The sequence below is a fragment of the Maricaulis maris genome (assembly GCF_049116555.1).
In the GTDB taxonomy this organism is placed as follows: domain Bacteria; phylum Pseudomonadota; class Alphaproteobacteria; order Caulobacterales; family Maricaulaceae; genus Maricaulis; species Maricaulis maris_C.
In genome coordinates, this window is the sequence record NZ_JAGDYT010000004.1 from 150,782 (window position 1) to 163,306 (window position 12,525).

At 62.0% G+C, this 12,525-nt stretch carries 11 protein-coding genes; 4 read left to right on the forward strand and 7 right to left on the reverse strand.

The window, feature by feature from the left end; genetic code table 11:
- Positions 1-8: 8 nt before the first annotated feature.
- From JXQ94_RS06625 to dusB, 5 genes are all read right to left on the reverse strand, one after another.
- Positions 9-1,397, reverse strand: a complete 1,389-nt coding sequence (locus JXQ94_RS06625) for a sigma-54-dependent transcriptional regulator (protein WP_421922989.1) — start codon at positions 1,395-1,397, stop codon at positions 9-11.
- Between the two features lie 3 nt (positions 1,398-1,400).
- Complete coding sequence (locus JXQ94_RS06630; protein ID WP_421922991.1) at positions 1,401-3,632, reverse strand: ATP-binding protein; 2,232 nt, start codon at positions 3,630-3,632, stop codon at positions 1,401-1,403.
- Between the two features lie 61 nt (positions 3,633-3,693).
- A complete protein-coding gene (locus tag JXQ94_RS06635) occupies positions 3,694-4,959 on the reverse strand; it encodes a sigma-54-dependent transcriptional regulator (RefSeq protein ID WP_421922992.1) in 1,266 nt (421 codons plus the stop codon).
- The gene (locus JXQ94_RS06640) at positions 4,956-6,005 is read right to left on the reverse strand and encodes a two-component system sensor histidine kinase NtrB (RefSeq protein ID WP_421922993.1); all 1,050 of its coding nucleotides are present in this window, start codon (positions 6,003-6,005) and stop codon (positions 4,956-4,958) included. Before JXQ94_RS06640 ends, JXQ94_RS06635 begins: the two co-directional genes overlap by 4 nt.
- The gene (dusB, locus tag JXQ94_RS06645) at positions 6,002-7,000 is read right to left on the reverse strand and encodes a tRNA dihydrouridine synthase DusB (protein ID WP_421922994.1); all 999 of its coding nucleotides are present in this window, start codon (positions 6,998-7,000) and stop codon (positions 6,002-6,004) included. The genes JXQ94_RS06640 and dusB overlap by 4 nt, the downstream gene beginning before the upstream one ends.
- 83 nt (positions 7,001-7,083) lie before the next feature.
- Between dusB and JXQ94_RS06650 the strand changes: the two genes are divergently transcribed.
- Positions 7,084-8,238 (forward strand): bifunctional 2-C-methyl-D-erythritol 4-phosphate cytidylyltransferase/2-C-methyl-D-erythritol 2,4-cyclodiphosphate synthase, encoded by a 1,155-nt coding sequence (locus JXQ94_RS06650; protein WP_421922995.1) that lies wholly within the window; start codon positions 7,084-7,086, stop codon positions 8,236-8,238.
- Positions 8,235-8,735, forward strand: coding sequence for a CinA family protein (locus tag JXQ94_RS06655; RefSeq protein WP_421922996.1), 501 nt, complete (start codon positions 8,235-8,237; stop codon positions 8,733-8,735). The genes JXQ94_RS06650 and JXQ94_RS06655 overlap by 4 nt, the downstream gene beginning before the upstream one ends.
- Here the strand turns inward: JXQ94_RS06655 and JXQ94_RS06660 are convergent.
- Positions 8,703-9,206, reverse strand: coding sequence for a type II toxin-antitoxin system RatA family toxin (locus tag JXQ94_RS06660; RefSeq protein ID WP_421922997.1), 504 nt, complete (start codon positions 9,204-9,206; stop codon positions 8,703-8,705). The two genes, JXQ94_RS06655 and JXQ94_RS06660, sit on opposite strands and share 33 nt — an antisense overlap.
- A gap of 35 nt (positions 9,207-9,241) precedes the next feature.
- Complete coding sequence (lipA, locus tag JXQ94_RS06665; protein ID WP_421922998.1) at positions 9,242-10,219, reverse strand: lipoyl synthase; 978 nt, start codon at positions 10,217-10,219, stop codon at positions 9,242-9,244.
- A gap of 195 nt (positions 10,220-10,414) precedes the next feature.
- Here lipA and JXQ94_RS06670 point away from each other — a divergent pair, with 195 nt between their 5' ends.
- Both JXQ94_RS06670 and JXQ94_RS06675 read left to right on the forward strand, forming a co-directional pair.
- Complete coding sequence (locus JXQ94_RS06670; RefSeq protein ID WP_421922999.1) at positions 10,415-10,786, forward strand: TIR domain-containing protein; 372 nt, start codon at positions 10,415-10,417, stop codon at positions 10,784-10,786.
- 18 nt (positions 10,787-10,804) lie between these two features.
- Positions 10,805-11,776 (forward strand): caspase family protein, encoded by a 972-nt coding sequence (locus tag JXQ94_RS06675; protein ID WP_421923000.1) that lies wholly within the window; start codon positions 10,805-10,807, stop codon positions 11,774-11,776.
- The last annotated feature ends 749 nt before the right edge of the window (positions 11,777-12,525 follow it).

A 12,525-nucleotide genomic window follows, 5' to 3' on the forward strand; every position in this document is an offset into this window, starting at 1 on the left:
CGCCGGCGTCAGGCCGCGCCTTCGCGTTGCGGGCTGCCAACCCCGAGAGATTTGAGTTTACGGTGCAAGGCCGAGCGCTCCATGCCAATGAAGGCGGCAGTGCGCGAGATATTGCCACCGAAACGGTCGATCTGGGCCTTGAGGTATTCACGCTCGAAATTCTCCCGGGCCTCGCGCAGCGACAGGGCAATCATCTTTTCGGCATCAAAACCGACCTCCTGATTTTCCCGGGTCACGACTTCCGATGGCAGAGAATCGAGGGTGATCGGCTCTTCCATCGCGCCGGTCGCCAGGATCAGCAGGCGCTCGATATTATTGCGCAATTGACGGACATTGCCCGGCCAGCCATGTGCCTGCAAGGCCGCCATGACATCATCGCCGAACCGACGGCGCGGCAAGCCGGCCGAATTGGTCAGGCGTTCGACGAAATGGGTGACCAGTGCGGGAATGTCTTCGCGGCGATCGGCGAGTGGCGGAACCTGCACCGGAACGACCGCCAGACGGTGATAGAGATCCTCGCGGAATAATCCGCCCTGGATCCGGCCGGCCAGGTCCTGGGCGGTCGAGGAGATCACCCGGACATTCACCTGCACATCTGCGGCGCCACCAATCCGACGGAAGCGTTGCTCAACAAGAAGACGCAGCAATTTGCTCTGCGTATCTTTCGGCATGTCGGCGATTTCATCCAGATAGAGCGTACCGCCATGCGCCCGCTCGAGCAGGCCGACATGCTTGACGCTGCCATCCTCGTTCTCGCGCCCGAAAAGCTCCTCTTCGACCCCCTCCGGCGACATGCCAGGGGCACTCACGGCCACAAAATCAGCTTCATTGCGCGGCGAGCTTTCGTGGATCAGACGCGCCACCAATTCCTTGCCGGCGCCCGACGGTCCGCGGATCAGGACACGGCTATTGGTCGGTGCGACGCGATCAATCAGCTGGCGGACCTGAACGATGCCACTGGAATCACCGATCAACGAGCTTTGCGCCTCACTGCGAGCGCGCAGTTCGGCATTCTCCGACCGCAATCGGCTCGTTTCCAGCGCGCGCGTCACGGTCAGGAGCAGCTTGTCGCTCTTGAAGGGTTTCTCGAGAAAATCATAGGCACCTTTCCGGATCGCCGCGACGGCGGTCTCGATCGTGCCATGACCGGAAATCACGATGACGGGCATGTTCGGGTCAATAGCCCGGAATTCATCGAGCAATTCGATCCCGTCCAGGCGACTACCCTGCAGCCAGACGTCGAGAATGACCAGGGACGGTTTGCGGGCCCTGATCTCGTCGAGGGCACCGTCTGCGTGCGCCGCTTCGCGGGTTTCATACCCGTCATCTTCCAGCAGCCCCCCGATCAATTCACGGATATCTGCCTCATCATCCACGATCAGAATGTCGCGAGCCATGGATCAGGCCTCCTGTATGCTTTGAATGTCTTGTTCTGTCTGGTCTGCGAGCGGGAAAATCAGCCGTACGACGGCACCGTTTCCCTCACGGGGCACATCGAGCTCGAGCCGCCCCTTATGGTCTTCCATCACACGTTTGACGATGGCGAGGCCGAGACCGGTCCCTTTCTCGCGCGTCGTCATATAGGGCTCGGTTAGGCGCTCCCGATTGGGAGTCGGCCAACCCAGCCCGTTATCGCTTACCTCGATCACCGCGAACCCGTCGATTTCGGTCAACTCTACCGATATCGCACCCGCCTCACCGTCTTTTTCCATACGCGCTTCAACGCTTTCCGAGGCATTCTTGAGAATATTGGCGAGCGCCTGACCGGAAAGCCGCGAGTCACACAAACCCATGACTGGTTGATCCGGCTTGTCGAAGCGGACCTCCATCGCGGCCGAGGCCACCCGTCGCGCGAACACCGCCGATTTCGTCAATTCGCCCAGCTCAACTTCCTCGACCTTGGGCTGAGGCATGCGGGCAAAGGATGAGAATTCATCCACCATGCGGCCGATATCACTGACCTGTCGGATAATTGTTTCGGTGCACCGATCAAAAGTCTCCAGATCGCTCTCGATTTCGTCGCGGTATTTGCGACGGATCCGCTCGGCGGAGAGCTGGATGGGTGTGAGCGGATTCTTGATTTCATGGGCGATGCGGCGAGCTACCTCACGCCATGCGGCATTGCGCTGGGCTGTGACCAGACGGGTGACGTCGTCGAAGGTGATCACGAGGCCAGCCTCCTCATCCATCGACGCGCGCGCGGTAATATGGCGGATCTGCTCATCGGGCATGGTCAGGTCAATCTGGGCTTCGGCGACGGCGCCGGGGCGACGGCGCGCATCCGTCACCAAATCACTCAGAGCGGGCGTGATATCATTAAGTTGCATGCCGATTTGATCATCCGAACCCGCCGACAGCATCCCGATGGCCGAGCGGTTGATCAGGGTGACCTTGTCGTCCTTGTCCAGGCCGATCACGCCGGCGCGAACGCCGGCCAGAATGGCCTCGATGAAGGCCCGGCGCTGTTCACTCTCCGCATGACTCTCGATCAGCTCACGACGCTGGCTCCGCAATTGCCGAGTCATCCGGTTGAATGCGCGTGCCAGGGCGGCAATCTCGTCATCATCGCGCCCCATCTGGACACGTGCTTCGAGATCCCCTCGCCGCACCCGCTCTGCGGCAGCGACGAGGCGCGAAATCGGTGTGACGACCCGCGTCGCGGCACTCAATCCCAGCCAGACCGAGCCGATCAGGATCAGGGCAGCAACCTCGAAATAGAGCAGGAAGAAAGTCTGGCGGATCGAGGTCTCCTGCTCGTCCGCCCGACGCAGGGCAACCCGCGCCTCCTCCATTTGCCGAAACAGGTCCACATTCATCGGAATGGAGGCGTAGAGAAAGGCGTCTTCATACCCGCTGAGTTGTGTCAGAAGGCGAACCACATCCGTGCCGACAGGCGTGAATTCAGGGGTGGATACGGCAACTCCGCCCCCGCCTTCATTGGCCAGTTCGTAGAGGCGCGGCGATGGCACAACATAGGGCTCATTCTCCTGAAAGCGCGTACGGGCCAGCAGATTGCCTCGACCGTCGACCACATAGGCCGCCGAAAAATTCTGCTGTGCCGCAAGAGCGCTCAGCCCCCAGACATACTGGATCCGGCTCGAGCTGAACGCCTCGACCGCGTCCGGCTGGTTGAGTGCTTCCACCATCGCGCTCAATCGGTTGCCGGCTGCGTTGACCTCGCGCTCATAGATTTCGCCCGCCACGATGGCCGTCCCGTCGACGACGGTCGCAATCCGCTCTCCGAACCAATAGTCGACGCCGCGATTCAGGACGGCGCCCAGAAAGAGGGCGGCGAGGACTGCCGGCGCTGCCGCAGCGAGGGAGAACAAGGCGACAAAGCGCAGGTGTAGACGCGGCGTCGGCTCGCCAAACCGGCGCGCCCTCACCCGGCGGACAAAGCGGACAACCACCACGCCGCCCAGACCGAGTATCAGAACCGCATTGCCGACCAGAAGCGCCATCGCATTGCGATCATTGAGGCGCATGAGCCCGTTATCGCCCAGCAATCCGGTAGCGGCGATGGTGAGCAGGATCGCAGATGTGACGAAGCCGATGCCAAAAAGCGCGGCGGATCGCGGAGAGATGTTGCGGATCAGGGGCTTCGATAGAGTGTTCGGCAAGTGTGAGCTCACATGTTGCAGAACGGCATCATTACCCTGTTGTTGCAAATAATCAACACCCGTGATGCACAGGTCACATGTCGTCCGGTTCGCCGTCCAGCTCGGCCAATCGCCGGGCCAGGGTATTGCGGTTCAGGCCCAAAATCTCTGCTGCCCGGGACCGGTTTCCACCGCAGCGGTCCAGCGCCTGGCTGAAAAGCGCACGGTCAACGGCGTCGATGGCAACATTGCGGGCATTCTTTCGGCTCAGGGAGAGGGCTGCGATCGCATTGGCATGGACATCCAGGTCCTCGCGCGAATCCCCGGCATCGGCCGAGAAGGCCACCAGGACATCATCGAGACCGGCAACCCGACCGCGCGTTGCGAGCGACAGCCGGGACAACACCGATCGCAACTCCACGACATTCCCGGTCCAGGCGGAGCCCTGAAGGTATTGGACCGCGTCTTTCGAGAGCCGGACCCGGTCCTGTTTGTCGCGCCGGGCAAACTGGGCGAGGAAAGCTTCACACAAGGCCGGGATGTCGCTGCGGCGCTCCCGCAAGGGCGGTACGGCGATGACGCACTCTGACAAACGCGCAACCAGGCGTGTGTCCAGTCCGGCGTCCGGTGAATGGGAGGCAGTGGCGATGACGCGGCCAATCCCGGCATCCAGCGCGTCGCGGGCCGCCCGTTGTTGCTCGGCATTCCATTCTTCAAGCCGCAGCCAGACCACCTGGCGGGCGGCCTTGGTCGAACCGAAAATCTCGGTCGCGGTGTTCGACGGCGTTACCACGACGGCGTCATCAGCGGAGATGCCGCGCGCCCGAAGCAGGGCTTCGGCGGCCTGGCGCTTCCCGACCCCGGGTTCCCCCATGATCATCACATGCGCCTGGCTGGTGGCGGCGCGGGCAATCGCCTTGAAGGCCGACTGCATGGCGGCGGACTGACCGATAAAACCGGTGGGCTCATCCGCTGCCTTCGAGCGCCCGGTCTTGGCCTCATCACCCAGGGCTGCGCCAACGGCCGATATCATGTCGTCGAGGTCAAAAGGCTTGGGGAGATACTCGAACACGCCCCCCTTGGCCGCATTGATGGCCGTCGAAGCCGTCGCCTGCGCGCTCATCACAATAACCGGCATTTGCGGACGCAGGCGCGCGACAAGGCCCAGATTCTCCAGGAAGTTCGAGCCGTCCAGAAGCACATCGGCCAGCAGAAGGTCGCCTTCCCCATTCCGGATCCAGTTCAGCGCCGTGTCCGGCGAGGCGGTAGCCCGGACCTGGTATCCCGCCGACCCAAGTGCCCGTGACAGGATGAGTTTCAGGCTTTCATCGTCTTCCAGCAGCAGAATTCTGGCGCTCACTTTGGATCCTTCCGGGCAATGGGCAATCGGATATTGAAGACGGTCCGACCCGCCTGGCTTTCGAAATCAATCTGACCCTCATGCAGGGCCGCAATCCGGGCTGAGACGGCCAATCCGAGCCCCTCACCGGCCGGCTTTGTGGTCACGAAGGGGGTGAAGATACCCGATCCCAGCGTTTCGGGAATGCCCGGACCATTATCACGCACCGACAGGACAAGGGGCGTCGGATTGCCGCCCGTTCGGCTCTTGGGGCCGGCATCAAAGCGGGTTTCTACCACGATTTCCGCCGATGGATCAGTGCGTACGGCATCGAAGGCATTCTGCAGCAAATTGAGTACGGCCTGCATCAGCAGGTCCGGATCGCCCGCTATCGTTGGCAGGGATGGATCGAAATTGTCACGCATTACGCCCCGCGTCGCGGTATCGGCGCGGTGCAGACTGTCCATGGCACTGACGGCCAACAGATTGAGATTGATCTCGGATCGCGGTCCCAGCTGGATATCACCGACCCGACTCCAGTGATCCGCCAGACGCGTGATCCGGTCGACATCCTGGATGATCAGGCGGGCAAGGTCGCGAGCCCCATCAATATCGGTCTCGCGCCGGATGAGCTGCGCCGCGCCGCGGACGCTGGCGAGCGGGTTCTTGAGCTCGTGCGCCAGCATGCGGCCAAAGCCGAGTGCGGGCGCTTCGGACGCCTTGGCGCCCACCTCCTGGTGCGGCAGGACAGACAGGGTCAGCTGTTCTTGTTCGTCAGACCAGCGTGCATGAACGTCAAATGGCCCGTCCCCACCCAGCATCCGGCCAAGCGCAACCACCGTGCGGTGGGTGCCGCAGGCCTGTTCGATAATGTCGGCAAGATGAGCGCAGACCGGGGACAGAATCCCGAAGCGCCCCTTGCGCATGTGCCGGAGCGACAATCCCAGCCATTCTTCCGCCTGGGTATTGGCCCACACACAGCGAGCTTCGGCACAGAAGACCAGGATCGGGATGGCCGCTTGGTCCGCCGCCAGATTGGCCGGGCCCGGGGGATCGAGCGTCGTCATGCGACCGCGCGTCCATCAAGCTGACGCAGGCCATCGAGTGCGGCATGGACGTCGGCGGCTTCATCCGAGCGGCACAGGCTGGCGCGCTGGGCACGGACCCAGTCGCGATCACCCTCGCCACATTCAACATCACAAAAGCTGGCAAAATGCTTGCGCATCATGCGGGTGCCCAGGTGGGGACCATAGTGGGCGAGACTGTCTTCGAACTGATCCGACAGAGCGTTGATCTTGTCATTCCAGCTGGTTTCAAGCGGGGACAATCCAGCGAGTTCGCGGCCGATCTCTCCGACCAGCCAGGGCCGACCCTGGGCGGCACGGCCGATCATCACTGCGTGCGCCCCGGACTGTTCCAGGGCTTCACGGGCATGGGTGATGGTGTGAATATCGCCATTGACCACGACCGGGATATCCACGGCCTCGACCACCGCCCTGACGGCGGACCAGTCGGCCTCGCCCTTGTAGAATTGCTGGCGGGTTCGACCATGCACGGTGACGAGGCGTATTCCGGCATCACGGGCCCGGCGGGCGAGGTCGGGCGCGTTGAGACTGTCATGATCCCAGCCCAGGCGCATCTTCAGCGTGACCGGCTTGCTGGTCCCGGCGACCGTGGCGTCGACCAGGGTGAGCGCATGGTCCAGATCCCGCATCAGGGCGGATCCGGACAGGCCCCTGGTCACTTGGCGGGCCGGACACCCCATATTGATATCAATGACTTCTGCGCCTGCATCCTCGGCGATCCGGGCGCCCTCGGACATCCAGCGGGCTTCACGGCCGGCGAGCTGGATCACACAGGGCTTGAGTGACGCGTCCAGCGCCGCCTTGCGGATCATGTCCCGACGACCGGCTGCCAGGGCATCTGACGCGACCATTTCGGACACGACCATCCCAGCCCCAAACCGTTGGGCCTGGCGACGGAAAGGCAGGTCTGTGACCCCGGACATGGGTGCAAGTATGGCCGGGATTTCAATGCTGTGCGTGTCGATCGAGAAGCGCATGCGGCTGGACAAATCCTTCGTGTGCGTCGTATGGCCGAAGGCTAGCGAGTATGCTGCGCTGCGGCAATCCACGAGGCCTGTAGATGAAGATCGCTGCTGTCATTGTCGCTGCCGGACGCGGGGAACGCGCTGGCGGCGGTGTGCCCAAACAGTATCGCGAGCTGGCCGGAAGGCGCGTGCTCGCACGGTGTGTTTATCGTCTGCATCATTGTGGTGTCTTCATGAGCCTCATCGTCGTGGTCAACCCGCTCGATCGTGAGCACATCGACGCGGTCGAGCGCGAACTCGGCTTCAGATTGGATGTGATCCCCGGCGGGGCCACCCGGACCGCCTCGGTCCGCGCCGGGCTCGAAGCGGCTTCCCAGGCCGGTGCCGACGCGGTTTTCATTCATGACGCCGCCCGCCCCTTCGTGTCGCCCGCCCTCATCGACCGGCTCGTCGATGCGCTCGAACGCCACCCGGCGGTCATCCCGGCCCTGCCGGTCAGCGATGCGCTTTGTCGTGTCGGTGATGGTGGCGTGATGGATGCGCCGGTATCGCGGGATGGTCTCCAGGCCGCGCAGACGCCGCAGGCCTTTCATCTCGCGCCGCTGCTCGACGCCTATGCGCAACTCGGCGCGACGGCCCTGCCCGATGATGCGGCGGTTGTCCGCGCGGCGGGTGGTGAGGTTGCGCTGGTGGCCGGTGAGGCGGACAATTTCAAACTGACCACGCCGGAGGACTTCATCCGCGCGGAAAGGATGTTGATGAGCGAGTCAATCACCGTCACCGGGCAGGGTTTTGACGTCCACCGGCTGGAAGCGGCGGAGGTGATGTGGCTGTGCGGGATCGAGATCCGCGCCGGGCTGGGCCTGGTCGGGCATTCCGATGCCGATGCCGGTCTGCATGCTCTCACGGATGCCGTTCTCGGCGCGGCCGGGGCTGGCGATATAGGCCAGCATTTCCCGCCCTCCGACCCGCAATGGAAGGGCGCCCGCTCGGATGCGTTCCTGAAACACGCGCTGACGCGCCTGGCGCAAGCCGGCGGCGAGATAGTCCATGCCGACCTGACCCTGATCGCCGAACGGCCCAAGATCGGCCCTCATCGTGACGCCATGCGAACTCGCGTCGCCGAATTGCTGGGCCTGCCGTTGCAGCGGGTCAATATCAAGGCGACGACGACGGAAAAACTCGGCTTTGCCGGACGCGGCGAAGGCCTCGCAGCCCAGGCCATCATCACAGCGAGACTGACCTCATGATCTTCACCCATTCCCTGATTGACCAGGCCGAAACCCTCATCGACCGGGCCCGCACGGCCGGCGTGATGGTGGCGACGGCGGAAAGCTGTACGGGCGGGCTGGTCAGCGCCCTGCTGACGGAAATACCCGGCGCCTCCGATGTCGTCGATCGTGGCTTCGTGACCTATTCCAACGCTGCCAAGACCGAGATGCTGGGCATTCCGGCCCGGGTGATCGAGGCCAATGGCGCGGTCTCGGTCGAGGTGGCCCGGCGGATGGCCGAAGAAGCCCTGCTGCGCTCGAACGCCGACATCACGGTGTCGATCACGGGCATTGCCGGTCCGGGCGGATCCGAGCACAAGCCGGCCGGCCTGGTGCATTTTGCCATGGCCCGGCGTGACGGCACGACGAAGACCCATGTCAGCCGTTTCGGCGATCGGGGCCGTGATGCCGTCCGCCTGGCCAGTGTCGCCACGGCGCTCGATTTACTGGCCGAGGGCGTTGATCTCTTCGGTTAGGTCCAGCGCGGGGTCGCCGGTGGCGCTATAGCGACGCTTGGCCTCGGCGGAGAATTTCTCGATCAGCACCCGACCGGCGCGCTCGCGATTGCTTTCCAGCAGCATTTGCAGGATCGCATTCCTGAACGCGGCCCGGATCGAGAAATCGATCAGGCAGGACCCGTCCGACAGCGCAATGAATCGCCAGTTATTCTCCAGCACGCGGAACGGCCCGGCGACAAAGCTGACCGCGATCGTACGCGCTCCGGCATCGGCCATGGCGCGCGAGGTGAAGCGTTCGGTGACGAATTTATACCGCACGCGCGCTTCTGCGGTCATGTGGCGGACATCGCCCACCTCGCGCTCGTCCAGCAGGCGCATGGCGGTGATCTGGGGAATGAATTCGGGGTAGCGCCGGACATCGCTGACCAGGGCGAACAGATCGTCGGGCGCATAAAAGAGACGCAGGCGTTCGCGGACTTCAACAACCATGCTCGCCCCCCTGCTCCGCCCGACCGAAACGGCGTCTAGCCGCGTGCCATCATCTGCTCGCGCGCGGCGCGCAGCTTGGCGAAATCATCGCCGGCATGATGACTGGACCGGGTCAAAGGCGTTGCCGAGACCATCAGGAAACCCTTGGCACGGGCGATGGTCTCATAGGCCTTGAACTCGTCCGGGTGAACGAAGCGGTCAACGGCGGCATGCTTGCGGGTCGGCTGCAGATACTGGCCGATGGTGAGAAAATCGATGCCGGCCGAGCGCATGTCGTCCATCACCTGCATCACCTCTTCCTTGCTCTCACCCAGGCCGACCATGATGCCCGACTTGGTGAATTGCGACGGATCGCGATCCTTGACGCGCTCCAGCAGCCGCAGGGAATGGAAATAGCGCGCGCCCGGACGGATCGAGAGATAAAGCCGCGGCACGGTTTCCAGATTGTGGTTGAACACGTCCGGCTTGGCGTCGATCACCGCTTCGGCGGCGCCCGGCTTGCGCAGGAAATCCGGGGTGAGGATCTCGATCGTCGTCGAGGGCGTCGCGGCGCGGATCGCCTCGATCACATCGACGAAATGCTGCGCCCCGCCATCATCCAGGTCATCGCGGTCCACCGAGGTGATCACGACATGGTTGAGCCCCATCTGCGCGACGGCCTCGGCCACACGGCGCGGCTCGTCGGTATCGACGGCGGCCGGCAGGCCGGTCTTGACGTTGCAAAAGGAACAGGCCCGCGTGCAGGTATCGCCCAGGATCATGAAAGTGGCGTGCTTTTGCTCCCAGCACTCACCGATATTGGGGCAGCCCGCCTCCTCGCACACCGTCACCAGACCGCCATCCTTGACGATTTTCTGGGTCTCGGAAAACGTCTTGCCCAGGGGCGCTTTCACCCGGATCCAGTCCGGCTTGCGAAGCACCGGCGTATCCGCCCGCTTCTGCTTCTCCGGATGCCGCGCCGCGCGTGCGTCAGAGGCGGCAGAACGGGTGGTGGTGTCGATCAGATTGGCCATGGGGGCGATGTATGATGACAAGCGCGATGTGGCAAGGTTTGGGGCTGTGGTGGGGGGGGGCGGAGTATCGCCCACCCAAGACTGCTTAGCGGACAACTTGGTACAACAAACGGGTTCGTACTTGTCTGATACTCCTTGCAATAGCCTAGCCTGATGGCTACCTAAGCTTGCAAATTTTCTGAAAGGTCGAAAATTATGGCGGACAAGAAAACAGTATTTATCGCGTTTGCGATTGAAGATGAGAAGCAGAGAGATTTCCTGAAGGGGCAGTCACTCAATACCTCATCCCCGTTCGAGTATATCGATATGTCGGTCAAAAAGGCCTATGATAAAGACTGGAAAGACAAAGTTCGAACGCGGATCAAGCGATCCAACGGTGTTATTGCTCTTATTAGCAAAAACTCTCTGAAATCAAGCGGGCAGAAGTGGGAGATCAAGTGTGCAAAAGAGGAAGGCGTTCCCGTGCGCGGAATTTGGGCTTACACGGATGATCGGACGAATATTGAGGGTGTAAATACAAAAGTTTGGAATTGGGCAAACATCGCGGCGTTTATTGATAGCCTCTAACTCGGAATCAACAAGTCTATGAAAAAAGCACTCATCGTCGGCATTGACCATTACAAAAATATTGGCCCACTCTACGGATGTGTGAACGATGCTCACCAAGTCAAGGGGATTCTTGAACGTCACGCTGATGGTAGCGTGAATTTCGGGGTTAATCTTCTTGCAGGCACTGACGGACTTGACCGCGCCGAGCTAAGGGAGGCGGTAAAACAGCTTTTCGAGGGCGATTGTGAGACCGCGCTATTTTACTTTGCTGGGCACGGTTATGTTGAATCTACGGGTGGGTATCTGTGCCCATCAGACTGCGCAAGCGGCGACGACGGCCTTGCCCTCAGCGAGATCATGACGTTAGCGAACAAGTCCAATGCTCGTAATAGAATCGTTCTGCTTGATAGCTGCCATAGCGGTATAGCCGGTCAGAGTGCTCTCTCGCCAACTTCCGAATTAAGTGAGGGAGTTACGATACTGACCGCTTCTACAGCAGAGCAATATGCATCGGAGGTGAACGGAGCGGGGGTTTTCACTGACCTGCTCGTAGACGGTCTAGCCGGCGCGGCCGCCAATCTTGTCGGCGACGTGACACCAGGTGCCGTGTATGCTCATATTGACCAGTCTTTAGGGCCGTGGGCCCAGCGACCTGTATTCAAAACAAATGTGAAGTCATTCGTATCGCTGCGAAAGGCAAATCCGGTCCTTCCGCTCGAAGAATTGCGGCGAATTGGGGAGTTTTTTCCTGATCCAGGCTATCAATTTGCGCTGGATCCAGCCTTCGAACCAGAGCGATCAGAAGCCGAAAAGGCTGCGGCCGACTACGTTGAACCGGACCCCAAGAAGAATGCAATTTTTCAAATTTTACAAAAATTCAATCGGGTGAATCTGGTGGTTCCGTGCGATGCACCGCATATGTGGCACGCTGCGATGCAAAGCAAATCATGCAAGCTTACGGTGCTAGGTGAGCACTATCGTCGCCTCGTTGCTGGAGCGCTTATCTGAGGATCTGGGCAAAAAATGGCTACCACCACGTTCGCGCCCACCCCACCCCATACCCCCCATGCCAGACAGTAGGCCTACCCGGTTCTCCAGCTCAACGCCCCGACGGGCCGCGTGGCGGGCATGCCCCTTGAGCTGAAGAACCGGATACGGCGATCTCCCGGCAAGGGGTTTAGGGTGCGGTGTGCGCCCGGGGCGCGTGTTTGAAGGCGGGGAAGTCCGGTCACGCGTTCCCCCCAACAGAGCATTTTTCCCGGACGCGCGTCGGCGCGATCCGGGACCGACGGGGGACTCAGCGCTGACCGGCAGGGTCAGTTGGTCCCGGGTCTTCGCCCGGGAAAAATGGTGGGGGATGGCCGCGGGAATCTCCGAACCGCTGTGTTGTTTTCCGACTTCCCCAAAGAGGCTAAGACGCGCCACTCTTTTCTTCCCCACTCGTGGGGAAGTGGGCCGGCGCGCAGCGTCGGGTCGATGGGGCCGAGCGTGGCGAGGGGTGCAGGGCACTCCGCCTGCGGCGGCCCCTCCGTCTCGCCCTGGCGGGCGATCCACCTCCCCCTGGAATGGGGAGGAAAACCGGTCTGCGCACGCTTCAACAAGCGCATTTTTCCCGGGCGCGCTCCGGCGCGATCCGGGACCTACTGGAAACGCTTTGCTTGCAGGGGCGCTCGGTAGGTCCCGGATCTTCGCCCGGGATAAATGTTTGGGGATGGGCGCCGAACTCGCCGAGCCGTTGGGCTGGCGTCCTACTTCCC

Coding starts and splice junctions, on each gene's coding strand:
- lipA (WP_421922998.1), bottom strand. CDS start 10,219: ATGGCCAATCTGATCGACACCACCACCCGTTCTGCCGCCTCTGACGCA.
- JXQ94_RS06625 (WP_421922989.1), bottom strand. CDS start 1,397: ATGGCTCGCGACATTCTGATCGTGGATGATGAGGCAGATATCCGTGAA.
- JXQ94_RS06670 (WP_421922999.1), top strand. CDS start 10,415: ATGGCGGACAAGAAAACAGTATTTATCGCGTTTGCGATTGAAGATGAG.
- JXQ94_RS06650 (WP_421922995.1), top strand. CDS start 7,084: ATGAAGATCGCTGCTGTCATTGTCGCTGCCGGACGCGGGGAACGCGCT.
- JXQ94_RS06640 (WP_421922993.1), bottom strand. CDS start 6,005: ATGACGACGCTCGATCCCCCGGGCCCGGCCAATCTGGCGGCGGACCAA.
- dusB (WP_421922994.1), bottom strand. CDS start 7,000: ATGCGCTTCTCGATCGACACGCACAGCATTGAAATCCCGGCCATACTT.
- JXQ94_RS06655 (WP_421922996.1), top strand. CDS start 8,235: ATGATCTTCACCCATTCCCTGATTGACCAGGCCGAAACCCTCATCGAC.
- JXQ94_RS06675 (WP_421923000.1), top strand. CDS start 10,805: ATGAAAAAAGCACTCATCGTCGGCATTGACCATTACAAAAATATTGGC.
- JXQ94_RS06660 (WP_421922997.1), bottom strand. CDS start 9,206: ATGGTTGTTGAAGTCCGCGAACGCCTGCGTCTCTTTTATGCGCCCGAC.